Origin of the sequence: Gordonia terrae (genome assembly GCF_001698225.1) — a bacterium.
GTDB classification, from domain to species: Bacteria; Actinomycetota; Actinomycetes; order Mycobacteriales; family Mycobacteriaceae; genus Gordonia; species Gordonia terrae.
Map to the genome: position 1 here is coordinate 1,098,405 of NZ_CP016594.1, position 25,378 is coordinate 1,123,782.

Annotated in this window: 25 protein-coding genes and 1 pseudogene; 12 read left to right on the forward strand and 14 right to left on the reverse strand. The window is 67.5% G+C overall.

Annotated features, from left to right (window positions below):
- Positions 1-4 precede the first annotated feature (4 nt).
- Complete coding sequence (locus BCM27_RS05065) at positions 5-922, reverse strand: LysR family transcriptional regulator (RefSeq protein ID WP_004023155.1); 918 nt, start codon at positions 920-922, stop codon at positions 5-7.
- 102 nt (positions 923-1,024) lie between these two features.
- Between BCM27_RS05065 and BCM27_RS05070 the strand changes: the two genes are divergently transcribed.
- Both BCM27_RS05070 and BCM27_RS25720 read left to right on the forward strand, forming a co-directional pair.
- Positions 1,025-2,179 carry a TDT family transporter gene (locus BCM27_RS05070; RefSeq protein WP_004023154.1) on the forward strand — a complete coding sequence of 385 codons (1,155 nt, stop codon included), beginning with the start codon at positions 1,025-1,027 and terminating at the stop codon, positions 2,177-2,179.
- 201 nt (positions 2,180-2,380) lie between these two features.
- Positions 2,381-3,624: pseudogene (locus BCM27_RS25720) on the forward strand (HNH endonuclease).
- 131 nt (positions 3,625-3,755) lie between these two features.
- Here BCM27_RS25720 and BCM27_RS05080 read toward each other — a convergent pair.
- Both BCM27_RS05080 and BCM27_RS05085 read right to left on the reverse strand, forming a co-directional pair.
- Positions 3,756-5,291, reverse strand: coding sequence for an MFS transporter (locus BCM27_RS05080; protein ID WP_004023120.1), 1,536 nt, complete (start codon positions 5,289-5,291; stop codon positions 3,756-3,758).
- Positions 5,292-5,467: 176 nt separating this feature from the next.
- Positions 5,468-6,262 (reverse strand): VOC family protein, encoded by a 795-nt coding sequence (locus BCM27_RS05085; RefSeq protein WP_004023121.1) that lies wholly within the window; start codon positions 6,260-6,262, stop codon positions 5,468-5,470.
- Between the two features lie 153 nt (positions 6,263-6,415).
- Between BCM27_RS05085 and BCM27_RS05090 the strand changes: the two genes are divergently transcribed.
- A complete protein-coding gene (locus BCM27_RS05090; RefSeq protein ID WP_004023122.1) occupies positions 6,416-6,985 on the forward strand; it encodes a hypothetical protein in 570 nt (189 codons plus the stop codon).
- Here BCM27_RS05090 and BCM27_RS05095 read toward each other — a convergent pair.
- The 3 genes from BCM27_RS05095 to BCM27_RS05105 form a co-directional block, all read right to left on the reverse strand.
- The gene (locus BCM27_RS05095) at positions 6,960-7,487 is read right to left on the reverse strand and encodes a C40 family peptidase (protein WP_033204395.1); all 528 of its coding nucleotides are present in this window, start codon (positions 7,485-7,487) and stop codon (positions 6,960-6,962) included. The two genes, BCM27_RS05090 and BCM27_RS05095, sit on opposite strands and share 26 nt — an antisense overlap.
- 134 nt (positions 7,488-7,621) lie before the next feature.
- A complete protein-coding gene (locus tag BCM27_RS05100; RefSeq protein WP_373278306.1) occupies positions 7,622-8,059 on the reverse strand; it encodes a hypothetical protein in 438 nt (145 codons plus the stop codon).
- Positions 8,060-8,061: 2 nt separating this feature from the next.
- Positions 8,062-9,300: a 3-ketosteroid-9-alpha-monooxygenase, oxygenase component gene (locus BCM27_RS05105; protein ID WP_004023125.1), complete on the reverse strand. Its 1,239-nt coding sequence runs from the start codon at positions 9,298-9,300 to the stop codon at positions 8,062-8,064.
- A 225-nt stretch (positions 9,301-9,525) separates the two neighbouring features.
- On the opposite strand from BCM27_RS05105, the gene hsaA reads away from it, so the two are divergent.
- The 7 genes from hsaA to BCM27_RS05140 all read left to right on the forward strand — a co-directional run bounded on the left by hsaA (position 9,526) and on the right by BCM27_RS05140 (position 16,144).
- Positions 9,526-10,710 (forward strand): 3-hydroxy-9,10-secoandrosta-1,3,5(10)-triene-9,17-dione monooxygenase oxygenase subunit, encoded by a 1,185-nt coding sequence (gene hsaA, locus BCM27_RS05110; protein ID WP_004023126.1) that lies wholly within the window; start codon positions 9,526-9,528, stop codon positions 10,708-10,710.
- A 106-nt stretch (positions 10,711-10,816) separates the two neighbouring features.
- Positions 10,817-11,728 (forward strand): iron-dependent extradiol dioxygenase HsaC, encoded by a 912-nt coding sequence (hsaC, locus tag BCM27_RS05115; protein ID WP_004023127.1) that lies wholly within the window; start codon positions 10,817-10,819, stop codon positions 11,726-11,728.
- Between the two features lies 1 nt (position 11,729).
- Entirely contained in the window at positions 11,730-12,326 is a 597-nt protein-coding gene (gene hsaB, locus BCM27_RS05120) for a 3-hydroxy-9,10-secoandrosta-1,3,5(10)-triene-9,17-dione monooxygenase reductase subunit (RefSeq protein WP_004023128.1), read from the forward strand.
- A complete protein-coding gene (locus BCM27_RS05125; RefSeq protein ID WP_033204398.1) occupies positions 12,323-13,555 on the forward strand; it encodes a hypothetical protein in 1,233 nt (410 codons plus the stop codon). The genes hsaB and BCM27_RS05125 overlap by 4 nt, the downstream gene beginning before the upstream one ends.
- Positions 13,552-14,343: an SDR family oxidoreductase gene (locus tag BCM27_RS05130; protein WP_004023130.1), complete on the forward strand. Its 792-nt coding sequence runs from the start codon at positions 13,552-13,554 to the stop codon at positions 14,341-14,343. The genes BCM27_RS05125 and BCM27_RS05130 overlap by 4 nt, the downstream gene beginning before the upstream one ends.
- Entirely contained in the window at positions 14,336-15,478 is a 1,143-nt protein-coding gene (locus tag BCM27_RS05135; protein WP_004023131.1) for a sulfotransferase family protein, read from the forward strand. The genes BCM27_RS05130 and BCM27_RS05135 overlap by 8 nt, the downstream gene beginning before the upstream one ends.
- A gap of 36 nt (positions 15,479-15,514) precedes the next feature.
- Positions 15,515-16,144, forward strand: coding sequence for a TMEM175 family protein (locus BCM27_RS05140; RefSeq protein WP_033204400.1), 630 nt, complete (start codon positions 15,515-15,517; stop codon positions 16,142-16,144).
- Between the two features lie 6 nt (positions 16,145-16,150).
- On the opposite strand, the gene BCM27_RS05145 is transcribed toward BCM27_RS05140, so the two are convergent.
- From BCM27_RS05145 to BCM27_RS05170, 8 genes are all read right to left on the reverse strand, one after another.
- Entirely contained in the window at positions 16,151-17,257 is a 1,107-nt protein-coding gene (locus BCM27_RS05145) for an acyl-CoA dehydrogenase family protein (RefSeq protein ID WP_004023133.1), read from the reverse strand.
- The gene (locus BCM27_RS05150) at positions 17,254-18,222 is read right to left on the reverse strand and encodes an acyl-CoA dehydrogenase family protein (RefSeq protein WP_004023134.1); all 969 of its coding nucleotides are present in this window, start codon (positions 18,220-18,222) and stop codon (positions 17,254-17,256) included. Before BCM27_RS05150 ends, BCM27_RS05145 begins: the two co-directional genes overlap by 4 nt.
- A 5-nt stretch (positions 18,223-18,227) precedes the next feature.
- Positions 18,228-19,394 carry an acyl-CoA dehydrogenase family protein gene (locus tag BCM27_RS05155; RefSeq protein WP_004023135.1) on the reverse strand — a complete coding sequence of 389 codons (1,167 nt, stop codon included), beginning with the start codon at positions 19,392-19,394 and terminating at the stop codon, positions 18,228-18,230.
- A gap of 1 nt (position 19,395) precedes the next feature.
- Positions 19,396-20,319, reverse strand: coding sequence for an enoyl-CoA hydratase (locus BCM27_RS05160; RefSeq protein WP_004023136.1), 924 nt, complete (start codon positions 20,317-20,319; stop codon positions 19,396-19,398).
- A gap of 59 nt (positions 20,320-20,378) precedes the next feature.
- Positions 20,379-20,525, reverse strand: a complete 147-nt coding sequence (locus BCM27_RS25725; protein WP_156036618.1) for a hypothetical protein — start codon at positions 20,523-20,525, stop codon at positions 20,379-20,381.
- Positions 20,522-20,674, reverse strand: coding sequence for a hypothetical protein (locus BCM27_RS25730; protein ID WP_004023138.1), 153 nt, complete (start codon positions 20,672-20,674; stop codon positions 20,522-20,524). The genes BCM27_RS25725 and BCM27_RS25730 overlap by 4 nt, the downstream gene beginning before the upstream one ends.
- A gap of 270 nt (positions 20,675-20,944) precedes the next feature.
- Positions 20,945-21,418 carry a hypothetical protein gene (locus BCM27_RS05165; protein ID WP_004023140.1) on the reverse strand — a complete coding sequence of 158 codons (474 nt, stop codon included), beginning with the start codon at positions 21,416-21,418 and terminating at the stop codon, positions 20,945-20,947.
- A gap of 97 nt (positions 21,419-21,515) precedes the next feature.
- Positions 21,516-22,469 carry an IclR family transcriptional regulator gene (locus tag BCM27_RS05170; RefSeq protein WP_004023141.1) on the reverse strand — a complete coding sequence of 318 codons (954 nt, stop codon included), beginning with the start codon at positions 22,467-22,469 and terminating at the stop codon, positions 21,516-21,518.
- Between the two features lie 86 nt (positions 22,470-22,555).
- Between BCM27_RS05170 and cysD the strand changes: the two genes are divergently transcribed.
- On the forward strand, positions 22,556-23,503 hold the full coding sequence (gene cysD / locus BCM27_RS05175; protein ID WP_172622084.1) for a sulfate adenylyltransferase subunit CysD: 948 nt from the start codon (positions 22,556-22,558) through the stop codon (positions 23,501-23,503).
- Positions 23,503-25,365, forward strand: coding sequence for an adenylyl-sulfate kinase (gene cysC, locus BCM27_RS05180; RefSeq protein ID WP_004023143.1), 1,863 nt, complete (start codon positions 23,503-23,505; stop codon positions 25,363-25,365). Before cysD ends, cysC begins: the two co-directional genes overlap by 1 nt.
- Positions 25,366-25,378 lie beyond the last annotated feature (13 nt).

A 25,378-nucleotide genomic window follows, 5' to 3' on the forward strand; every position in this document is an offset into this window, starting at 1 on the left:
TCGCTCAGCTTCGGCTGATGTGCGCGAGGAAGTCGCGCGCGGCGCCGGCGGTCGGTTGTGGGCCCGAGAGCCACACGGCGCGGAGCGGCCGGGCGAGATCGAGGTCGGTTATCGGGACGTGGGTGAGCCGGTGGCCGAGGTCGTCGGCGACCGAGAGGTCACTGAGTACCGCCGGGCCGGCGCCGGCGATCACCGCTGCCCGCACCGACGCCGTCGTGGACAGTTCCAGGACGGGTGGCGCGGCCTCTCGTCCGGGGCCGAGGGTCCTGGTCAGGGCGCGCTCGAGAAACTCTCGGGTGCCCGAGCCCTCCTCACGCGTCACCAATGGCGTGCGGGCGAGATCGGCGGCCGTGACCGGCCGCCGCAGCCGCGTCCACGGATGACCCGGCGGTACGACGAGGATCAGCTCGTCGCGCGCGACGGTCCGGCTGCGCAGACCGGTCTGGATGCGGGACCCTTCCACGAAACCCAGTTCGACGTCCCCCGCACGGACCAGGTCGTACACGTGATCGGAGTTGGTCGCGGTGAACGACACCTTGGGAGCGGGCTGATGCTGAGCGGCGAACGAGACGAGCCAGCGGGGGAGGAGGTGCTCGGCGACGGTCAGGCTGGCGGCCAGACGTAGCTGGTCACGTCGTTCGAAGCGTAGTGCGGCCAGCCCGGCGTCGAATTCGCCGGCCAACGTCAGCAGGCGGTCGGCCCATTCGGCGACGAGTCGCCCGGACTGGGTGGGCACCGATCCGCGCGGTGTGCGTGTCAGCAGGGCGACGCCGAGCTGCGTCTCCATGGCGCGGATGCGCGCTGACACCGCCTGCTGGGTGACGCCGAGTTGGGTCGCGGCGGCGTTGAGGCTGCCCGTCCCGACCACTGCCTGCAGGGTCTCCAGCGACGCGAGGTCGGGCATCCGCGGACTCAGCACCATCGCTCGAGGGTACAAGCATCGGTGGTACCCCGGGTACAAACGGCGGTTGTATCCTGCCAAGGATTCGGGTCCTACCGGCGTCGTGGGTTTCGCGGGAACGTGATGGACATGACCACGACGACCGCGACCACCGGACTCGCAGCAACGGACCTCGCGACCGCACCAGCCCGTGTGGTGGGACGGCGTCGCGCCTCCTACGTGCCGCCCAACTGGTTCGCCGCGGTGATGGGCACGGGCATCATCGCGATCGCCGCCCACAGCCTGCCCTGGCAGCCGGCGGGTCTGGCGGCGGTGGCGACGGTCTTCTGGCTGTTGGCCTGCGTGGTGTTCGGCGTCGTGCTGATTGCGACGGTCCGGCATTGGGTCCGCGACCCGGAGGTCGCCCGCGGTCATCACGCCCACCGCGTCGTCGCCCACTTCTACGGTGCCGTACCGATGGCGATCATGACGGTCGGGACCAGCACGATGGTCGTCGGAGCGACGGTGATCGGCCGGGACCTGGCGCTGGCGATCGATCTCGTGTGCTGGGTCGTCGGCACGATCGGCGGGGTCGTCACCGCGGTGGTCATCCCGTACCGGCATCTCATCGTCGGGCGCGCGTCGGTCGGCGACGCCTTCGGCGGCTGGCTGATGCCGGTCGTCCCCCCGATGGTCTCGGCGTCGGGGGCCGCGGTGCTCGCCTCACAGTTGCCCGCGGGTTGGGCGTCGCACGTAGTGATGGGAATCGGCTGCGCGATGTTCGTCCTGGCCGCACTCGCCTCGCTCCCCATCATGTGGGCGTTGGCCGCGCGGCTGCGTACCGGAGACGTCGGCGCCGCGCACATGGTCCCCACCTGGTGGATCGTCCTCGGACCGCTCGGCCAATCGGTCACCGCGGCGTGCCTGCTGGCCCACGTCGCACCCCATGTCGTCGACGCGCCCATGGCTGAGACCTTGCATTCGTTTGCGGTCGGTTATGGCCTCGCCGTCTGGGTGGCGGCCACCCTCTGGATCGGCGTGGCTGCTCGGCTCACCGCGCGGACCCTGAGGTCGGGGATGCCGTTCGCGATGACCTGGTGGGCGTTCACCTTCCCCCTCGGCACCTACGTCACGGGTTCGAGTGCGCTGGCCCTCACCGTCGGCGGGACGGTCTTCGAGGTCGTGGCCGTCGCCGGGTTCGCAGTCCTCGTGGTGGCATGGAGCGTGGTGGCGGTTCGCACGGTCCGCGGGGTGGTGTCGGGAGAACTCCGCCGCGCTCCTGTGGTCCCCGTGAAGTAGAGGTCCGCTGAATTCAGCGTCTTGGTGCACCCGCACAGGACGTCTTGGCTGCTGTGACTGGTGGGGTTTCTGTTCACCACAGTCCACCACGGTCCACCGCTGGGGCACGAGTAACAATGGTTGCTTTGCAACAGGATTCGATGACGATGAGGGCTGTGGAGAAATCTCGTCGTCGAACGTGATTGCGAGTAGCTTGGTGTCATGCCCTCGATCACCGAGCTCCGTGACACCCTCATCTCCCTGCCGTCACCACCCGACGACGGTAGTGGCCGCGCCCTGCACGAGCGGCTCGACGAGTTGCGTGTGCTACGCAACGTGCTGGATCACCAGATCGCCGTGCATGTAGCGCTTTTCGACGCATCCGGCGCGTCAGTGCGTGCGGGGTCGACCACACGGAACGCACTGATCGAGATGGGCATTCCGCCCGCGGCCGCGCACCGCTATGTGCGCATCGCCGGCGGAGTGGAGTCGGTGCCGAAGGTCGGAGACTGTGCCGCCGAGGGCTATCTGTCTGCCGAATGTGTCGACGCGGTGATCCGCGGGTTAGCGCTCATCGACAAACGTTCTGCCACAGCGCTGTCCGACGACGAGCGCTGCGGATATGAGAGCGAATTGCTTGCGCAGGCATTCTCCGGCGCCACCCCGACCGAGATCGACGGCCACGCCCGCGGGATCGCCCAGCGGGTCGCCGACACCGACCCCAGCACCGTGCCGGCGGCCGATGACGCGTCGCTGAACACCGTGCACACCCACATCACCGAGGAGGGCCGGGTCGCGATTACGGGAGATGTGACCGCGGTGATCGGGGAGAAGTTCGTGTCGATGATCGACGAACGGTCCTGTCCGCGTCCCGAACCCGACGGCGCGACGGATCGTCGCGGTGCGGCCGAGCGCCGTGCCGATGCGTTGGAATTGCTGTTGGATCAAGCTGTGATCGGCGCGGCGATGACCACCGCCGGCGCACCCCGCACCCAACCCTGGTGACCATCCCCGCCGACTGCGCTGACCCGGCACGCCTGCCGTGGGTCGGCGCGGTGTCGGCATCGTCGGCGCGCCGGCTGTCGTGTGATGGTGGGGTGGCCGAGATCGTCCTCGACGACGAGGGGGTGCCGTTGCGGATGGGCACGACGAAACGTCTGTTCCCGCACCACCTGCGGCAGGCGATCATCGTGCGGGACCGGTGTTGTGTGAAATGTGGTGCGCCGGCAGCGCATACGCAAGTTCACCATCTGGTCCATTGGGTCGATGGTGGTCCCACCGATCTGGACAACGGGTGCCTGCTTTGTCAACGCTGTCATACCCAGGTCCATCACCACGGCTGGCAGGTGGTGATGGGTCCGGACCGGCATCCGTGGCTGATTCCACCGGCCGACATCGACCCGAAACGCCTACCCCGACCCGCCTACAACCGGCGCACCATGCGACTCGACGACGCCCTCGTATAACCGCTTCGCGAAGACCAGACCCTCCGGCGTCGACCCGGCGCCGCACGACCTTTGACAACTCCACAGTGTGAAAGACCCGCCCGCCGGGATCTCGTAGCGAGAATCGGTTTGTGTGGTGGCGCGCCTTCGCGCTACGAAATTCCGGTGGGCGCGGGTTGCGGAGTGTGCACGGGTCCCGTCTGCACCGGTGCCTCATGCATCCGGTCCACGTCCTCCAGGCTGAGTCCGGTGGTCTCGATTCGGAAGGTCCAGGTGACGAACGCGCCCAGCATCGACGTTCCGGCCAGGAGGAGCACGATCATCGCCGTTCCCCAAGCGTCGAGGAGGATGGGGAACAGGAAGGCGGTGAGAACTGCGCCGACCTTGGCGACCGAGGCGGCGAGGCCCGCGCCGGTCCCGCGCAGCGAGGTGGGGAAGACCTCGCCGGCGAGGAGGTAGGTCATGGAGTTCGGACCCAGGTTGGTCATGAGGTTGAACAGCATGAAGCCGAGGAACACGAGGATGATCTGCAGGGTGCCGTCGAGCAGGGTGGATGCGGCGGCTATCACCAATCCGACCGCACAGCCGAGGAAACCGAAGACCTGCAACCGGATTCGGCCGAACCTGTTGACCAGGTAGATCGCCAGCACGATGCCGATGAGCAGGAAGGCATCGATGAGGACCGCGCCTTCGGTGCCGTGCAGGTCGTCGGCGACAACGCCGCTGACGGTCGAGTCGTTCGCAGCGGCGGTCCCGATCGTCGCGGCGATGATCGTCGGGGTGAAGATGCCGATCCCGTACGTCCCGAGGTCCTGGAGGAACCACGGCATCGAGGCCAGGATCGTCGATCGTCGCCAGGGTCGGCGGAAGAGTGCCGTGACATCGGTGGTCGAGGTGGCGCCGGACCCGGATCCGTCGTGGCGCGTGAGGGTGACGGTGGTCGGGTACTGCGGTCGGCGAGCCAGTAGGCGTTTCAGTTCGTACTCCGCCTCGTCGACCCGGCCCGTCCCGAGGAGCCAGTGCGGGCTCTGCACGACGAAGAGCCGGCCGACGATCACCAGTACGGACGGTACGACCGCCACACCGAACATCCAGCGCCAGTCCGACAACTCGTCGCGATTGCCGAGGATGATCACTCCGACCAGGGTTCCGGCGAGTGCGCCGACGGCTTGGAAACCGAACGCTGCCAGCACTCCTCGACCCCGGATGCTGGTCGGCATGGTCTCGGAGATCATGGTGTGGGCGGTCGGGTAATCGCAACCCAACGCCAGTCCCATGCCGATGAGGCAGACCACCAACATCGGAAAGCCGGTGCTGACCGTGACGCCGACCAGGAAGGCGGTGAACAGGATCATCTCGGCCAAGAACATCTGGCGGCGACCCCACCGGTCGGACAGTCCGCCGAGGGCCGACGCGCCGACCATGATGCCGAGCAGCGGCGCGGCCGTCACGACGCCGGACTGGGCTGAGCTGAGCCCGAATTCGTCGATGATCAACGGCAGGGCCACGCCCACCATGAAGACGATCATGCCCTCGAGGAACTTGCCTGCGGAGGCCAAAAGCCAGATCCGCTTCTGCATGGCGGTCATCGCGCCTGCGGTGGCGGGTGTGCCGTCTCGCCAGGTGGGGACCTCGTCGAGGTAGCTCTGCACGGAGGCGGGAGGGACGGCCGAATCGTGTGCCGACATGCGAATCCTGTTCTACGCCGACGAGTTCCACGCGATATGACGGTGAATCGTGTCTGTGGAAGTCGGACGCTACAGGGTGCCGTCGGCCATCGCGTTGCGGCGGGATGAACGTTCGACGCCGCCGATGACGTGCGCGGCAGGACTCGGTGCGAACCGAGTCCTACCGCGGCCGCGCGTCACATGCCGGCGGGCGGATGTCCCAGACAGATCAGGGCGCCCATCGGATCCTTGATGGCGGCCAGCGTCCCGTATGGGGTGTCCTCGCCGGCCATGAGGATCTCCGCGCCCAGCGATTCGGCCTGCTTCACCGTGGCGGCGACATCGTCGACGGTGATGTAGACCTGCCAGAACGACGGCACCCCGGCCGGGAAGAGCTTGACCGAGTCCATGATCCCCGCGTACGACGCCTCACCGTAGAAGATCTGGCCGTAGCTGTCGGGCCCGACGGCGTCCGGGTCGCCACCGGTGCCGACCTCCTCGATGCGCGCGCCGAGCACGGTCCGGTAGAACTCGACGGACTTGGCGTAGTCCATGCTCTGACACTCGAACCAGTAGGGCGTGCCGTGCTCGCCGAACTCGGTGTACCCCTTGTGATTCTTCGGTTGCCAGAACCCGATCGCCGCCCCCGCGGTGTCGAAGGCCATCAACATCGTGCCCTCCTCGCCGATGGCCATCGGCGGCACCATGATCGAGCCCCCGGCCGACTCGACGGCCTTCACCGTGGCGTCGGCATCCTCGGTGTGGAGGTACACCGTCCAGATGTCGGGCGGCCCGGCGCCTTCCATCACCGGGCTCAGCCCGGCCACCCGCTTGCCGTTCTTGTGGAAGTTGCGATAACCGCCCATCTCCTCGTCGGGGGCCTCGGCCTCCCAGCCGAAGATCGCGCCGTAGAACTCCTCGGCCTTCGCGGTGTCACTGCTCATCAGGTCGAACCAGATCGGTGCCCCGGAAGGGGCTGCATACTCGGCCATTGCTGGGTCCTCTTTCTTGCTCCGCGTGAACTGGTGGACGACTGCCCGTCGGAACTTCTGACTGACAGGGTCGCGCAAACTCATCGGTCGCGGACGGCGTTGCGGAGAGTCCGACTCATATCCACCGACGTCGGCTCATGGCACCCTGATCGGATGACCAAGCATGCAGGGACGGTCGAACGACTCCGCGGCCTCGCGTGGCCGACGATGCTGGCGGGTGGTCTGCTGCTGGTGCTCCTGGCACAGGTGCAGTGGGGCAGTACCGATGAGGGCGTGGAGCCGTCGATCACCGGGTTGGGACGCGTCACGATCCTGGGCGCCAGCGACGACGATGTCGCGTTCTTCTTCGAGGACAACACCGGCCGCCCGGGCCTGAGCGTGGTGGTGCTCGGTGCCGTGATCGCGTTCGTCGCCGCCCTCGGCTGGTGGCGCCCACGCCTGCGGCCGTCCGCCATCGGCCTGATCGGGCTGGCGTCGGTCATCGTGCTCGTCGTCGGCATCCGCACGCTGAGCGACCCCGCCGCGCATCTGTTCTCCGACCGCGTGTCCGAGGCGCTCGACGCCGACCTCCCCGAGATGCAGGCGGGTTACGGACTGATCGGGACCGTCGTGGTCGCGATCCTGCTCCTGGTCGTCGTCGGATTCTGGGTGCTGAGCACCGTGTGGCCGCGTGCGGGTGCCGCCGACCGAGTCGAGATCAACCGAACCGACGAATCGTCTTGATGTAGCCCATGTCCTTCAGCTTCGTGAAACCGATCGGGACGCCGTTGGGGCCGTAGGCGTTGAACACCCGACCGGCGCCCGCGTAGATGCCGACGTGCCCGGCGTCGCGGCCGAAGATGATGATGTCCCCCGGTGCGAGTGCACGGAACGGGATCGCGTGTCCGACCTTCGCCTGTTGCTGGCTGGTCCGGGGGAGCTGGACGCCGGTCGTGTAGAACGCCCACCGCACCAGCCCGGAGCAGTCCCACGAATGCGGGCCGACGCCGGCCCACTTGTACGGCTTGCCGATCTGGGTGATCGCCGCCCCGAGTGCGTTGAGGCCGACGGTGGTCGGCACCGGCAGGTAGATCGGAACCGACCCGGAGGAGTCCGATGATCCCGCGGCCGCGGCACGACCGGTGTCGAGGAGTGGCGAGCCGGCGAGCGGAACACCGACCGACAGCGCGGCGGTGAGTGCGATGGTGCAGGTCACGCGCGTGGCACGCGTCATCGATACGGACATGACGACAGCTTGGCCGAGGTGGCTCGGCGTGTCGTCCGTCGTTCCCCAGGTGTGACGAAGGTGTGACCGCTGTGATGCCTGAGGCTTGTGTTAACTAATGGTGCTGCGGCTGTAGTTAATTGCCGGCGCCGATGTCACCAGTAGCCGTCGGGATCCGAGGCGGGGGACTCGGCAGGGATGATGCCCTCGGTGACCCCGTGGTCGATACTCGCCGACAGTCGGGCGCAGGTGGGCATCATCGCGCCGGGGAGCAGCGGGCCGTTCCCCGTATCGCCGTTCCCCGTATCGCCGTTCCCTCCGTCACCGCCGGCGCGCATCTGCTCGAGGCCGAGGCAGCGCTCCCGGGCGTCGGCGTTCCACTGCACGCTGGTGTGGAACGAACTCGTCTTCTTCACGAGCACGCAGGCGTGGCACGCCCGGCACTCGATCTCGCGCATCCCGCCCTGCAGATAGTGTTCGCGGTCGCGGCGGGTGGCCTCGTGAACCCGGGCGAGCCGGTCCGGATCGTCGTGGAAGTCGGGCGCCTTGGCCCAACGGTCGGAACCCACGCGAACCCCTGCTGCCCGGGTCACCGTCAGACCTCGGCCTTTTCGGCGGAGTCCGAGGCCGCGGATTCGGTCGCCTTCTCGGCCTCTTGGCGACGCAGGTTCTCCTGGATCTCCTCGTTCCAGCTCTCGAGAGCCTTGGAGGTGTCGATCTCGTACTCGAACCGGCCGGTCATCTCGTCGGTGACCTCGGCCTTGTCGACGTAGAACTGGTCGTACCAGCGGCGGAGCTGGTAGACCGGGCCGTCCTCCTCGACGAGCAGGGGATTGTCGATACGGGTCTTGTTCTTCCAGATCTCGACGTCCTGCAGGAAGCCCACCTCGACGCCGGCGCTGATCTTCGTCGCCATCTTCGACGCCTGCTCGGCGGTCAGGCCCTCGGGGACCTTGGCCATCACGCCGTACATCAAGACGAAAGAATTCTCGTCGATGGGGTAGTGGCAGTTGGTGAGGATGGTCTCCACGGCATATCCGCCGTAGTACTGGATCATCGGGTTCAGCATGTACGACGGCCCGTAGTACGCCGCGATCGATTCGAGGCGGCTGTCGCCGTAGTTGGTGCCGAGGGTGACGTCGGGCCGGCCGTGCGAATTCATGTACTGCGCGGCGATCTCACCCTCGAAGACGTTCTTGAAATAGTCCGGGAGAGCGAAATGGACGTAGTAGAAGTGCGCCATGTCGACGACGTTGTCGATGATCTCGCGGCAGTTGGAGCCTTCGATCACGATGCGGTTCCAGGTCCACGGCGTCCACTCGTCGGACCCGAACTCCTCGAGTTCGGGAATGATGCACTCCTCCGGGGGAGGGTTGCCCTCGGGATCGTTGTAGACGAAGACCTGGCCGTTGCGGACCATCGACGGCCACGAGCGGGTCTTGGCGAGCTTCGGATTGCGCTTGGCGTAGGGCACGCCGGCGCAGCGTCCGTTGCCTTTCCACAGCCAGCCATGGAACGGGCACGCCACGTTGTCGCCGGACAGTCTGCCCTGGGAGAGGTCGCCGCCCATGTGTCGGCAGAAGGCGTCGAGTACGTTGACCTCGCCCTTGGTGTCCACCCACGCCACCAGCTTGGTGCCGAAAATCGTGACCGAGTGGGGCTTGCCGTCGGAGAATTCCTCGAGCAGTCCGAGGCAGTGCCAGCCCCGCGCGAAGCGGGTGGGTGGCGCACCCGTGTCGATCTCCCGGATGCCCACGTCCGCCCCGTCGGAGGCGGCGGCTGCGCTCGGCGCACCGGGGCTGCTCGGGGTCATCGTCTCGGGTCCTGAAGACATGTGCCCTCTCCTGTCTGTGGCTCGTGTCGCGTCGAAGAACTGCACCCAATACTAGAACACGTTTCAGATTTGTCAGCCCGATCGCCTCCTTCGAGGGCGATCGGGCCTGTACATGGGCATAAAGTCGCAGTGCTCGACAGAAATGAGAACGTGTTCTAATCTCGAACTCGATGGTTACAGCGGCCGGCGTGCCGGTCGAGGGAGAGACGAGTAGGAGCAGGCGAGATGCCAGCACAACGGAGCGAAGCCGCCGAGCAGGTCCTGGAGAAGATCAACGTCCTGCTCCCGGAACTCGAGCAGCGCGCGCAGTCGACCGAGGATCTGCGCCGCATCCCCGACGAGACCGTGTCGAGCCTCGAGAGCGCAGGCTTCTTCAGGCTGCTGCAGCCCGAGCAGTGGGGTGGCTACGAGGTGGACCCGGTCACCTTCTACGAAGCGGTCCGCCGCATCGCGTCGGCGTGCGGGTCCACCGGGTGGGTCTCCGGCATCATCGGCGTGCACAACTGGCACCTCGCGCTGTTCGATCAGCAGGCGCAGGAGGACGTTTGGGGTTCGGACACCAACGTCCGCATCTCGTCGTCGTACGCGCCGATGGGTATGGGTGAGGTCGTCGACGGCGGCTACAAGGTCAATGGTTCGTGGGCGTGGTCGTCGGGTTGCGAGACTGCTGACTGGGTCTTTGTCGGGGGTCCGGTCATCAAGAACGGCAAGCCCGTCGACTTCGTCAGCTTCCTGATCCCGCGCGAGGACTACACGATCAAGGACGTGTGGAACGTCGTCGGGCTGCGGGGTACCGGGTCGAACACCATCGAGGTCCAGGACGTGTTCGTGCCTCGGCACCGCATGCTCAGCATGCGCACGATGTCGATGGGGCAGAGTCCGGGCCTGGAGCGGAACACCGCGCCGGTGTACAAGATGCCCTGGGGCACCATCCATCCCAGCACCATCGCGACGCCGATCGTCGGCATGGCGTACGGCGCCTACCGCGCCCACGTCGAGCACCAGGGCAAGCGGGTGCGTGCCGCCTACGCGGGTGAGAAGGCGAAGGAGGATCCGTTCGCGAAGGTCCGGATCGCCGAGGCCGCCAGCGACATCGATGCCGCCTGGCGTCAGCTGTCGGGGAATCTGCAGGCCGAGTACGACCTGATCCTGGCCGGCGAAGAGATCCCCATGGAGCTGCGTTTGTCTGCCCGACGCGACCAGGTGCGTGCGACCGGGCGTGCGATCGCCGCGATCGACCGGCTCTTCGAGAACTCGGGTGCCCACGCGCTGGAGAACGGGACGCCGATCCAGCGCTTCTGGCGCGATGCCCACGCCGGACGCGTGCACGCAGCGAACGACCCCGAACGCGCCTACGTCGCATTCGGCAACGGCGAGTTCGGGATTCCCATCGGCGACACGATGGTGTGACCCTTCGTGACGCTCGCAAGCTCGCTCCTCAGGGAGCAGGGGGATCGAGGGCGTCTCGAAGGGCCTGGTCAGCACCGTCGGCAAGAGCACAAACAGGAGTCAGCAGATGAGTGACAGTCCGATCCGTTCGTTGGGGTACATGAGGATCGAGGCCACCGACATCGAGGCGTGGCGGACCTACGGCCTCAAGGTCCTCGGCATGATCGAGGGTTCCGGTCTCACCGAGGGCGCCCTGTATCTGCGGATGGACGACTTCCCCGCCCGGCTGGTCATCGTGCCGTCCGAGCACGACCGGCTCGCGAGCGCCGGCTGGGAGGTCGCGAATGCCGCAGAGCTGCAGGATGTCCGGGATCGCCTGGCACGTGCGGGGGTGGTCTTCCGGGAGGGCAAGGACGAGGAGATCGCCGACCGTCGCGTCGCCGAGATGATCGTCTTCGACGATCCGGCGGACAACACCCTCGAGGTCTTCCACGGTGCCGCGCTGGAGCACCGGCGCGTGGTCAGCCCGTATGGGCACCGATTCGTCACCGAGGAACAGGGCCTGGGCCACGTCGTACTGACCTGCTCCGACGACAAGGCCGCACTCGAGTTCTACCGGGACGTACTGGGATTCAAGCTCCGCGACTCGATGCGGTTGCCTCCGCAGGTGGTCGGCCGCGAAGAGGGCGACGAGGTGCCGTGGCTGCGGTTCCTCGGGTGCAATCCACGTCACCACTCGCTGGCGTTCCTGCCGATCCCGAACAGCACCGGCATCGTGCATCTGATGGTCGAGGTGGAGAACGCCGACGACGTCGGGCTCTGTCTGGACCGGGCGTTGCGCAAGAAGGTGCCGATGTCGGCCACTCTCGGCCGCCACGTCAACGACCTGATGCTGTCCTTCTACATGAAGACGCCCGGCGGCTTCGACGTCGAGTTCGGCTGTGAGGGAAGAACCGTGAAGGACGACGAGTGGATCGCCCGGGAGAGCACCGCCGTGAGTCTGTGGGGGCACGACTTCAGCGTCGGGTTCAAGGGCTGAGATGCCCTCGGACGCCCAGACCCAGCAACCGCGGTCGCCATACGGGTCCGCCGACTTCGATTCCCGCCAGTTCCGGACCGCGATGGGCCAGTTCTGCACCGGGGTCACCGTCATCACCACGCTCGACGACGAGGGCAAGCCGGTCGGTTTCGCCTGCCAGTCCTTTGCCGCGCTGTCGCTCGACCCGCCACTAGTGCTGTTCTGCCCGATGAAGACCTCCCGGAGCTGGAAGGTGATCGAGAAGACGGGCAAGTTCTGCGTGAACGTGCTGTCGAACCGGCAGCAGGACGTCAGCGCGGCGTTCGGCGCCCCCGGTGACGACAAGTTCGCAAACATCACCTGGGACCCGTCGCCGGCCGGCCTTCCGGTCATCCGTCACGGACTCACCTGGGTCGAGTGCGACGTGGACAGCGTCACCGACGGCGGCGACCACCACATCGTCATCGGGCGCGCGCTGACCCTCGGAGAAGTGCTGCAGGACAAGCCGTTGCTGTTCTACCGTGGCGGCTACCTGTCGACCGAACACCCGCGGGTCACGCCCGCACAGGCAGAGCTGGAGAATTTCCTGACATGGACGGGCGGGGACACCTGGCTATGACCGACGACGACGCGACGAGCACCCATACGACAAGCACCGACACGGCGAGTTCCGCACCACCACTGGTCACGCAGCCGCTCCTGGACGCGATCGCGGAGGCCGAGAGGCTGGTGGCGTCGGCCGACTTCGCCGAGACCGACCAGGACCTCGCCGAGGGCTACGACTATCTCGCGGGCAGCATCGCCGCGATCGTCCAGCTGGTGCGAGCCCGGTCCCTCTCGCACCCGAACTTCGTGACGTCCACCGGGCCGTCGACGAAGATGGGCCTGGACAACCCGGACACGCTGTACTACCACGCCGACGTCGAGCCCACCGGCACCTATCGCGTGCGCGGACGCCGCGGTAGCACAGCGGATCTGAGCTTTCAGGTGCTGCGCGGGGACTACACGGCGTCGTCGGTGCCGGGCGGCGAGGACGCCTTCGACGACCGCCGACTGACGATCGCCTCCGACGGCTCGTATGAACTGACCTTCGGCCCGCCCATCCCGGACGCGCCGGACGACTACTTCCCGCTCGGCGAGGGCGCCTCGATGCTCGCGGTGCGCGAGGTCTACTCCGACTGGTCCGAACGCAAGGGATCGATCACCATCGAACGGGTGGACACCGTCGGAACCGCGCCGGCGGAGCCGGACCTGGCACGGGTGTCGCGCCGGTACGCGACGGCGGGCAAGATGCTGACGGCCCGCATCAACACCTGGTTCAACTTTCCGAAGTGGTTCTACCTCGACGAGCCGGTCAACACCTTCACCGAGCCGCGGCAGACCCCCGGCGGGCTCAGTACGCAGTTCTCCTCGGTCGGTCATTTCCGGCTCGGCCCCGACGAGGCGATGGTCATCACCATCCCGCGGTCCGACGCCCCGTACCAGGGCTTCCAGCTGGGCAGCATGTGGTACATCTCGCTGGACTACGTCAACCATCAGACGAGTCTGAACTCGGCTCAGGCACAAGTGGATCCGGACGGCCTGATCCGCATGGTGGTGTCGCACCGTGACCCGGGCGTCGCGAACTGGATCGAGACGACGGGACGGGCGAAGGGCATTCTGCAATTCCGTTGGCAGCGCAGCGATTCGCCGATCGGTCCGGACCTCGGCCCAACCGCGCAGGTCGTCGCGTTCGACGACGTGCCCGCCCACCTGCCGCACCTCGACCTCAACAAGATCGACGCCGACGGCTGGGCCGAACGGATCGCGGCACGCCAGCGGGCCTTCGCCGAGAGGATGCTGGGATGAGTGCGCCCGGGGGCCTGCTGGCCGACAAGGTGGTCGTGGTCTCGGGTGTCGGTCCGGGACTGGGCCGCTCGATCTGTCTGCGCGCGGCCGCGGAGGGGGCGCGGGTCGTCCTCGCCGCCCGCACCGAGTCGCGCCTGAAAGAGGTTGCCGCCGAGATCGACGCCGCCGGCGGGACCAGTCTCGTCGTCCCGGCCGACATCACCGATGACGCCGCCGTCGACAACCTGGTGGCCACCACCGTCGCCGAGTTCGGCCGCGCCGACGTGCTGGTCAACAACGCCTTCGCGCTCCCGTCGATGAAGCCGTTGTCCCGCACCGACTTCGACCAGATCGCGAGCAGCATCGACGTCACCGTGCTGGGTACGCTGCGGGTCATCCGCTCGTTCACCGATACGCTGGCGCAGGCCGACGGTTCGATAGTGAACATCAACTCGATGGTCATCCGACACTCCGAACCCCGCTACGGCAGTTACAAGATCGCGAAGTCGGCGCTGCTGGCGATGTCGCAGTCGTTGGCGTCGGAGCTCGGCGGCAAGGGCATTCGCGTCAACTCGGTGGCGCCGGGTTACATCTGGGATGACCAGCTGAAGTGGTACTTCGGGGAGGTCGCCAAGAAGTACGGGATCTCGCCCGATGACGTCTATGAACAGACCGCGTCGAAGTCCGACCTCAAACGGTTGCCGGAGCCGGACGAGATCGCCGACGCCGTCGTGTTCCTCGCCTCACCGATGGCGCGCGCCATCACCGGGCACACCCTCGATGTGAATTGCGGTGAATACCATGACTAGTGCGGCACGCACCGACGTCGGGACGATCGAGGACCTGCACTCCTCGGCGACCCGCGCGACCGGCCTCGACGACTTCGGCGACACCGACTACCTGGAACCCCTGGGCATCCTGTTGGAGTCGTATCGGTCCGAGGCCGGACTGACCGAAGTGGGCAGCAAGATGTTCCGCTTCTTCCTCAAGGGTGCGCTTATCGCCCGGCTGCTCAGCGAGGCGTCGTGGAAGGCCAACCCCGGGTATGCCGATGTCGAGGTGACCCGGCCGATCTTCGTGACCGGTCTGCCGCGCACCGGAACGACTGCGCTGCACCGCCTTCTGGCCGCCGACCCGGCCCACCAGGGCGTCGAGATGTGGCTCGCGGAGTTCCCGCAACCGCGGCCGCCGCGCGACGCCTGGGCCGACAACCCGGTCTATCAGCAGATCCAGGCCGGTTTCGAACAGCACCACGTCGAGAACCCCGAGTTCATGGGGTTGCACTACATGGACGCCGGCGAGGTCGAGGAATGCTGGCAGCTGCTCCGGCAGAGCGTCATGTCGATCTCGTACGAGTCGCTGGCGCACGTCCCGACCTATTCGCAGTGGCTCCGCCGCCAGGACTGGACGTCGGCGTACCTCCGGCACCGCAAGAACCTGCAGCTGATCGGCCTCAACGATCCCGGCAAACGGTGGGTGCTGAAGAACCCCAGTCACCTGTTCGCCCTCGATGCGCTCATGGCGGCGTACCCGGATGCCCTGGTGATCCAGACGCACCGGCCGCCCAGTACCTTGATCGCGTCGATGTGCAGCCTGGCCGAACACGCCACCCCGGGATGGTCGACGACGTTCACCGGTGCGCAGGTCGGCCAGGACCAGCTCGAGTTGTGGTCACGCGGACTCCGGGAGTTCTCGGCGGCGCGCAAGCGCTACGACCCCGCCCAGTTCCTGGACATCGACTTCACCGACCTGCGGTCGGACCCGATGGGCACCGTCGAACGCGTCTACGCGACGCTCGACACCCCGATGTCGGAGGCGGCGCGGGCCGCGGTCACCGCTCTCGACGAGGAGAGCCAGACGGGGGCGCGCAAACCCCAGCACCGTTATCAACTCGCCGATTACGGACTCGACGAGGCGACGGTCGAGGCGGCCTTCGCCGTCTGAACCCGATGGCCGGTCGGGCGCTCTACAGTGCATCGCATGACAGAACCGGAGAACCGACAGTCGCCGGAGGGATTGAGCCGGCTCATCGCATTCGCCGACGCGGTGGTCGCGATCGCACTGACCCTGCTGGTGCTCCCGCTCGTCGACATCGCCAACGATCTGCGTGAGGACTCGTCCGTCGCGGACGTGGTGTCCGACAGCTCGATCGAACTGGTCAGCTTCATCATCAGTTTCGGCGTCATCTGGATCCTGTGGCGCCAGCACCATCAGACGATGGAGTACTTCCGCGCCTACGACCACACGCTGATCAATCTCCACTTCGTCTGGTTGCTCACGATCGTGGCGCTGCCCTTCGCCACGGCCCTCATCGACGGCGCCCACATCGAACAGGCCAACATCCTCTACATCGGTGTGCTGGCCGTCTCGGTGAGCTCGCTCATCGGGATCGCCGAATGGGGCCGACGGCACCGGGAACTGCTCGCCGACGACGACGCCACCGACCGATGGGTTGCCTCGTCGAGTGGAATCGGCACGCTCATCATCCTCGCGGTCGCACTGGTCGTCGCGATCGTGTTCCCGCGCAGCGGGAATCTGCCGTTGCTTCTACTGCTGCTGACCGACCCGATCGAGCGGATGCTGGCACGGCGGCGGCAGCGCGGGAGCTGAGGTCGGTCAGTGTAGTGCGCGGGCCACTTCGGCCACGGCGGTGTGCGGCGCGCCGAACATCTGCGAGGTCGCCTGAGCGCGTTTGAAGTACAGCTGGATGTCGTGTTCCCAGGTGATGCCGATCCCGCCGTGCAACTGGATCGCCTCGCCCGCGACACGACGGTAGGCGTCGGAGCAGTACACGTGGGCGGCCAGTGCCAGGTCACCGGCATCGGGATCGTCGGCGGCGATCGCGGCGACGGCGGCCCGGGCGATCGACCGCGCCGTCTCCACCGACACGTACATGTCGGCCATCCGATGTTTGAGTGCCTGAAACGACCCGATGGTGCGGCCGAACTGCTTGCGGGACTTGGTGTAGTCGACGGTGAGGTCGAGGGCTCGCTGGGCGCCCCCGACCTGCTCGGCGGACAGCAGGGCCCACGCGAGCGCGCGGAGGCGGGTCGCGAGATCGTCCGGTGCCGGGATCGCCGTGGATGCGACCTCGTCGAAACGCACCGACGACAGGGCTCGGGTCGGGTCCAGGACGGGCATCGGCGAGACCGACACGCCGTCCGCATCGGCGGCCACCTCGTGCAGGGTCACATGCGTGCCGGGACCGGCCGCGATGACGAGGAGCACGTCCGCCGACTCGGCGTCGACGACGAAGTGCGCAGTCCCGGAGAGGAGTCCGGCGTCGGCGCGTACGCCGGGAATCTGCCAGCCGCGTTCGCCGGCCCAGCACACCGCGGCCGTCCGTTCACCGGCGGCCAGGGCGGGGAGCAGTCGCGAGGACGCGTCATCGTCGGCCGCGAGGAGGATCGTGCCGGTGGCCAACGCGGAACCGAGCGCCGGGACGGGACTCAGTGCGGCGCCCAGTTCCTCGAGTACCGCGGCCGACTCCGCCCACGAGGCCCCGGCGCCGCCGAACTGCTCGGGAATCGCCAGCGCGGCCACGCCGATCTCGGTGCACAGCGTCTGCCACAGGCTCGAGTCGATCCGCCCGGGGGCCGACATGGCGGCGCGGACCGCCGTCGAATCGCCGCGGCGGCGCAGCAGATCCCGCACCGCCTCGGCGAGTGCCTCCCGTTCCTCGGCGCTGATCGCCGGGCTCTCGGTGCCGGTACTGACGGTCACAGCGTCTCCAGGATGCGTTGGCGGTGGACGGCGGGGGAGCCCCAGGCATTGAGCAGCGCCCGGGTCTTGGTGATGTACAGCGAGATGTCGTGTTCGGCGGTGTAGCCGATCGCACCCATCACCTGCAGCGAGCGGCGGGCCGAGAGGTCGGCGGCCTCGGCGGCCGCGACCTTGGCCGCGGACACGTCACGGGAGACGTCGGTGCCCTCCGGCACCTGTCCGTCGATGCCCAGGGCGGCCGCGTGGACGAGGGGACGGGCCATCTCGAGGGCGATCGCCACGTCCGCCAGATGGTGTTTGACGGCCTGGAAGGACCCGATCGGACGGCCGAACTGCTTGCGTGACTGCGCATATTCCGACGCGATGGACAACATCGCCTGACCGAGACCGAGCAACTGCGCGGCAGTGGCCAGGGCACCCGCGTCGGCCGCGTCGGAGGCATCGACCCCGGTCGCCAGTACGTCCCCGGCGGTGACCCGGGACAAGGTGCGGGTGCCGTCCACCGACGCCTCGGTGCTCTGCACCGTCGCGCGCGAGAGCACGCCGGCGTGGACGAGATACACATCGGCGGAGGCGGTGTCCGCGGCCAATGGCTGGAGGGGGCCGATCGCGCATGTCGCCAGCCGGCCCTCGGCGAGGTCGCTGAGCGGACCCGACACGTCGGCGTCGTGCAGCAGGATCGGCAACACGGCCACGCTCTCGACGATCGGCCCCGGGGCGCAATGGCGTCCGAGCTGTTCGACGGCGACGACCATCTCCACCGCCCCGGCACTGCTGCCGCCGTGTGATTCATCGATCAGCAGTCCACTGATGCCCGCATCGGCGAGCTGCGAATAGACCTTGGCGACGGCCGCGCGGTCGCCGGCCGCCCAGGCGCGCGTGGCGGTCGGCATGTCGGCCTTGCCCAGCATCGCGTCCACCGTCGAGGCGAGGTCCGTGTGGATGTCGGTGAGTCGGAAGTCCATGGGTATCAGCGATCTCCGCGGGGAAGGCCGAGCAGTCGCTCGGCGATGACGTTGCGTTGGATCTCGTTGGTGCCCGCGTAGATCGGTCCGGACAGCGAGAACAGGTACCCGTCGGTCCACGCATCGTCGAGTTCGGCTGCGGGACCCTGCAGGTCGAGCGCCGTCTCGTGGGCGGCGATGTCCCACTGGGACCAGAAGACCTTGTTGATCGACGACTCCATGCCGAGCGCGCCGCCGGCCGCGAGGCGGCTCACCGTCTGGTAGGTCGAAAGTTCGTAGGCGCGCGACCCGATCCACGCATCCGCCACGCGCGCATCGGTGTTCGCCGTCGGCGGGACGTCATCCCGGTTCGACCGCCAGAGTTCGACGAGGCGGTCGGTGGTGGCCAGGAACCGGCCGGGTGCGCGCAGCGACAGCCCGCGCTCGTTGGCGGCGGTGCTCATCGCGACCCGCCACCCGTTGTCCACCTCGCCGATGACACCCGACTCGCCCGGACTCGACGGATCGTCGGGGACGAAGACGTTCTCCAAGAACAGCTCTGCGAACCCGGCCTCGCCGTCGAGCTGTGCGATCGGCCGGACGGTCACGCCCTCGCTGCGCAGGTCGAACATGAAGTAGGTGAGCCCCTTGTGGCGCTGCGCCTGCTTGTCGGTGCGGAACAGGCCGAAGGCCCGATCGGCGAAGCTCGATCGCGAACTCCAGGTCTTCTGCCCGTTGAGCAACCAGCCGCCATCGGTGCGGACGGCGGTCGACCGCAGCGACGCGAGGTCGCTGCCGGCCTCGGGTTCGCTCCAGGCCTGCCCCCAGATGTCGTCGGCGTTGGCCATCCGCGGCAGGATGCGTTCCAGCTGAGCGGGACTCGCGTGCTCGAACAGCGTGGGTGCGAGGAGAAAGATGCCGTTCTGGCTCACGCGTCCGGGCGCGCCCGACCGGTAGTACTCCTCCTCGAAGATGACCCAGTGCAGCAGGGGCGCATCGCGGCCGCCGTACTCCTCCGGCCAGCTGACGACCGACATCCGGTCGGCGGCCATCGTCCGCTCCCACTCGCGGTGCGCCTCGAATCCCTCGGCGGTGTCCATCGACGGGAGTGGTTCGCGCGGAACATGATCGGCCAGCCAAGCGCGGACCTCGGCGCGGAAGGCGTCGGCGGCGTCGTCGAAGAGCAGGTCCACGTCAGCTCCCCGATCCCGCTGCGGTGCCGGTCGATGCCGACGCCTTCATCGACTTCGCGTCCATACCGCCGAGCGAGTCGCCGCCCGCCTCGGAATTGGCGGCGTGGGCGAAGTGGTGCCAGCCGAAGACCGAGTCCATGGAATTGCGCAGGCCCATCTGGTCTTCGCAGATGTTGACGGCCTTCTTGCTCAGGAACAGACCCTGCATCGGCATGGCGACGGCCTTCTCGGCGATCTCGTCCACCTTGGTCTCGAGCGCCTCACGGGGCACGACGTGGTTGACCATGCCCCAGTCGGCTGCCTGCGTGGCGGTGAAGCGTTCGCCGGTGAACAGGATCTCCTTCGCCCGGCGCGGGCCGAGCACGAAGGCGTGGGCGAAGTACTCGACGCCGGGAATACCCATCCGCGCGACCGGGTCCGAGAAGAACGCGTCGTCGGAGGCGACGATGAAATCGCAGATCCACGCGAGCATGAGGCCGCCGGCGATGCACGCGCCGTGAACCTGTGCGATGAGGGGTTTGGGGATGTCGCGCCAGCGGCGGCACATCCCCATGTAGACCTCCATCTCGCGGGCGAGACGCTGATCGGCGCCGGTCTTGTCGGTGTGGTCCCAGTGCAGGACGGCGGCGTTCTCGTAGAAGGTGTCGAAATCGCGCTCGGGCGTACCGATGTCGTGGCCCGCGGAGAAGTGCTTGCCGTTGGCCCGAAGCACGATCACCTTGACCGCGGCGTCGTCGACGGCCTTGCGGAACGCCGCGTCGAGCGAATACGTCATCACCGAGTTCTGAGCGTTGCGGTACTCCGGGCGATTCAGCGTCACATAGGCCACCGCGCCCTCGGGTCCGCCGGTCTCGTAGGCGACCGGGGAGGTGTCCGGGCCGAGATCGTCGGGTCCGAGCGGGGGTGGGATGACGGGGTCACTCATGCCACCGAGCCTAACCTAGCAAGTGCTTGGTTGGTAGTCGGTGACGGCGATCGGCGGCGTCAGGCGTGCGGTGTGAGGCGGTAGGTCAGTTCTTGGATCCGGCCGTCGAGGAGGCGGCTGTCGACGAGATCGAGGTCGAAGTCCGTGGCCGCGCCGATCACCGGCTCGGTGCCGCTCGTGCCGCTGATCACCGGAAAGATCGTCACCCGGACGAAGTCCACGAGGCTGGCGGATGACCGTCGCGGGCATCGCGCATCAGGGTGGGCCACTCATCGATCTCGTCGGTGGCGGTGCCCTCGGGGTCGGCCGGCATCATCTCGACGAACTCGCGGAACGTGGTGGCGCCGAGAACCATCCGATGATCTCTCTGCTCCCTGAGGAGCGAGCTTGCGAGCGTCACGAAGGGTCTCGCAAACCCGGTCGCCGGACCCTTCGTGACGGCCCTCCGCAAGCTCCGGGCCTCCTCAGGGGGCAGTTGAACGCGCCCTCCGCAAGCTCCGGGCCTCCTCAGGGGGCAGTTGAACGCGCCCTCCGCAAGCTCCGGGCCTCCTCAGGGGGCAATGGGGGTCGCTTTTCAGATTGGGGAGCAGGGTGCCGCCGGAAGTCATCGGTGGCCCGAGCGGGGTCAGGAGATGACGATGCTCCCGCTGCAACTCGTCGACGGGATGCTCCAGAGTGCGTTCCGGTTGACCGCGCCGAAGGTGACGTTGACGCGGCCCTTGCCGATCTGGTTGACGGGGATCACGAAGTAGTGGACGCCCTGGTAGGGCGGGTTCACCCGCACGTTGCTGACCTTCGAACCGCGCTTGCCGGTGGCGAGATTGTGCCAGTCGAGACGGGCCGAGGACTGATACCCGCCGGGAAAGTAACTGGTGAAGTCGCTGGCGATGTAGGCGTTTCCGGCATACGTGCTGACGATGGCGCGACGCGCCAGGAACGGGACGTCGACGACGTTGGGGCTCACGCCGACGCAGTTGGACAGCGGGTATTCGCGAGTCACCGCGTTCGCATCGCCGGTGGCTGCGACCCCGAGGCCGGCGGCCGAGGTCAGTGCGATGGCGGCGGCGGCCAACCGGGTGATCGTCTTCGTGCTGGGCATGTCTCGACTCCCTTGCTGGTGGCGATGATCGCGTCGCGCGATCATCGGTCAGTTTCCCGCAGAAAGCCCGATTCGTGGCGATTTCGGCGCGGCGAGTTCATTCGATCGGCCGATTGTCTTCTCGTCCGAGGTGGAGCGAGATCCCGTCTGCGGCCGCGCGCGTCTCCTCGCCCAGGGTGTGGAGCTCGTCGACACCGAGGGTCCTGTTCGGGCACACGACGATCGCCGCGACCACTCGCCGGGCGGCGTCGAAGACGGGTGAGCCGATCGTGACCACGGGGACACCCGTGCCGTCGGTGGCGCAGGCGTCGATCTCCTCGGGTAGATAGTCGATGACCGACAGCTCGGTGAGCAGGTCGCCGACCCGCGCACGCAGGGTGTCCGACATGGTGTCGAGGGAACTGAGGGCCTCGATCATCGCCACGTGGTCGTCGGTCATCCGCTCGATCGAATATCCGCGTTCGGCGACGACGTCGAGCACCATGCGGAGGCGGGTCCGGGTGGATTCGGCGGCCTGCGCGATCCAGCTCGAACGGGTCTCGTCCGGGTCGAACGCGATGAACTCTCGGCAGATCGGCGGACGCAATCGGATGCGGCTGCCGTTGCGCAACCAGGGATGTTGCGCGGTCTCCGGTGCGACGTGGGGCGGGAAGGCGTGCGAGGCGAGCGTCACCGCGTCCGCCGAGGTGCGGCGGGCGACGAAGGACGGTACGGCGAAACGGTCGCAGAGCTCGCGCGCCGCCGAGGTGGCCCAGCGGACGAGGTGGTCGGCGCCGTCGGCATTGCGGACGAGACCGACGAAGGCAGGTCCGACGGCGAAGGTGCCTGCCGACGGGTCGCGGATCAGCCAGCCGCACTCCACGAGCTCGGAGACGACGGCATGCGCGGTGGCGCGCGACATCGAGGTCTGACGGACGATCTCGGCCAGGGTCATCGACGGCTGCTCGGCGCCCGCGAGTAGCTCGACGATGCGGACGACCCGGGCGGTGGGCGGTGACGCCGCACGTGCCGGTTGACGCGCGGCAGAGAAGTCACCTACGGTTTGTGTCACATTGTCAACACTTAGTGTCGAATATTCGACATGTCAAGGGGGTTGCTCCGGTGGCCATCACCATCGATGCCGACGGCGAACGTCGTCTGGATCGCGCCGAGTCCACAACCGATGGTCGTCCGCACCATCGCGGGTACGAGCTCTCGCACCTCGCGGCGCTGGAGGCCGAATCGGTCCACATCTTCCGTGAGGTCGCCGCGACCTTCGAACGTCCGGTCCTGCTGTTCTCCGGCGGCAAGGACTCCGTGGTGATGTTCCATCTGGCGCGGAAGGCGTTCTGGCCGGCGCCGATCCCGTTTCCGCTCATGCACGTCGACACCGGGCACAACTTCGACGAGGTGATCGAATACCGCGATCGCGTGGTCGCCGAGACCGGGGTCCGCCTTCTCGTCAGCTCGGTGCAAGACGACATCGATGCCGGGCGGGTCGTCGAGCAGACCGGCCCGGGTGCCAGCCGCAACCGGCTGCAGACCGCGGCGCTGTTGCGCGGGATCACCGAGAACCGTTTCGACGCCGTGTTCGGCGGGGCCCGGCGCGACGAGGAGAAGGCGCGGGCGAAGGAGCGCGTGTTCAGCTTCCGTGACGAGTTCGGCGCGTGGAATCCGCGCGAGCAGCGACCCGAGCTGTGGCGCCTCTACAACGGGCGCCACGCCAAGGGGGAGCACATCCGGGTGTTCCCGCTGTCGAACTGGACCGAGCTCGACATCTGGCAATACATCGCCGCCGAGGACATCGATCTGCCGGAGATCTACTACGCGCACCAGCGCGAGGTGATCCCGCGCGACGGCATGCTGCTCGCGAAAACCCGCTTCCTGCAGGAACTCCCGGGTGAGGAGGTGCGGACCGAGACCGTGCGGTTCCGGACCGTCGGCGACGCCACGTGCACCGGTTGTGTGCTGTCCGGCGCGGACGACGTGATGAAGGTGATCGAGGAGATCGAGGTCACCCGGTTGACCGAGCGGGGAGCCACGCGCGCCGACGACCGGATCTCCGAGTCGGGGATGGAAGACCGCAAGAAGGAAGGCTACTTCTGATGGGCGACCTCAACGCCGTCGGCGGCGCGACGGAGATGCTGCGTCTGGCGACCGCGGGCTCGGTGGACGACGGCAAGTCGACACTCATCGGCCGGCTGCTCTACGACTCGAAGGCGATCTTCACCGACCAGCTCGAATCGATCGAGCGCACCAGCGCCGAGCGCGGTGACGAGTACGCGAACCTCGCCCTGCTGACCGACGGGCTGCGTGCCGAACGCGAGCAGGGCATCACCATCGACGTCGCCTATCGGTACTTCGCCACGCCCAGGCGGAAGTTCATCATCGCCGACACGCCGGGTCACGTGCAGTACACGCGCAACATGGTGACCGGCGCCTCGACCGCCGACTTGGCGATGATCCTCATCGACGCGCGCAAGGGCGTACTGGAACAGACGCGTCGGCACGCGTTCCTGTCGTCGTTGCTCGGCATCCCACATCTGACGGTCTGCGTGAACAAGATGGACCTCGTCGACTGGTCGCAGGAGCGTTTCGACGAGATCTGTGCGGACTTCGTCGATTTCGCGACCAAGCTCAACGTCGTGGATCTCACGTTCATCCCGATGTCGGCGTTGCGCGGCGACAACGTCGTCGAGCAGTCCGCGGCGATGCCGTGGTACGAGGGGCGGCCGCTCCTCAATCACCTCGAACACGTCTACATCGCGTCCGACCGCAACCTGATCGACACCCGTCTCCCCGTCCAATACGTCATCCGGCCGCAGCGCAGCGACGGTGCCGACCATCGGGCCTACGCGGGTACGGTCGCCGGCGGGGTGCTCGCCAAGGGCGACGAGATCGTTGTCCTGCCGAGCGGGTTCAGCACCACGATCACCGAGATCTGGGCGCCGGGAGGCCAGCCGGTCGACGAGGCCTTCGCGTCGATGGCCGTGTCCGTCGAACTCGCCGACGAGATCGACATCGTGCGCGGCGACATGCTGGCGCGGCCCAACAACCGTCCGTACGTCGGGCGCGATCTGGACGCGATGGTGTGCTGGTTCGCCGACGACGCCGAGCTCCGCCCGGGGAACAGGTATCAGCTGCTGTGTGGGACCCGGCTGACCCGAGCGCAGGTGAACGGGCTCAACTATCGCCTCGACGTCAACTCGCTGCATCGTGACGAGGAGGCAAAGGGACTGTCGCTGAACGAGATCGGGCGCGTCGTCCTGCACACCCAGGAACCGGTGACCTTCGACTCCTACCGCCGCAACCGGGACACGGGCAGCTTCATCCTGATCGACGAGGCCACCAATCGCACCGTCGGTGCCGGGATGATCACGGCGCCGGTGAGTCACGACAGCCACGTCGTGTGGCAGGCGACGAAGGTCGACCGCGAGCACCGTCCGCACCGCGGCGCCACGATCTGGTTGACGGGACTGTCCGGCTCGGGCAAGTCGTCGCTCGCGGTCGAACTCGAGCGGCGCTTCGTCGCCGAGGGGCGTCCGGCATACCTGATGGACGGCGACAACCTGCGGCACGGGCTGAACTCGGATCTGGGCTTCTCCGACGACGACCGGCGGGAGAACATCCGCCGGACCAGTGAGGTCGCAGCGTTGTTCGCCGACTCGGGATCGGTGGCGATCGTCTCGCTCATCAGCCCCTTCGCCGAAGAACGGCAGCGGGCCCGCGAGATCCACGCCGAGCGCGGGTTGCCGTTCTACGAGATCTTCGTCGACACCCCGCTCGCGGAATGCGAGCGACGCGACCCGAAGGGGCTCTACGACCGCGCCCGCCGGGGGGAGATCAGTCAGTTCACCGGCATCGACTCGCCCTACGAGCGGCCGTCGAGTCCGGATCTCCTCATCACGCCCGACGACGGTCCGCCGTCCGAGGTCGCCGACCTCGTCTTCCGTAACCTGGGTCTGTGAGTGCGCTCTGCCA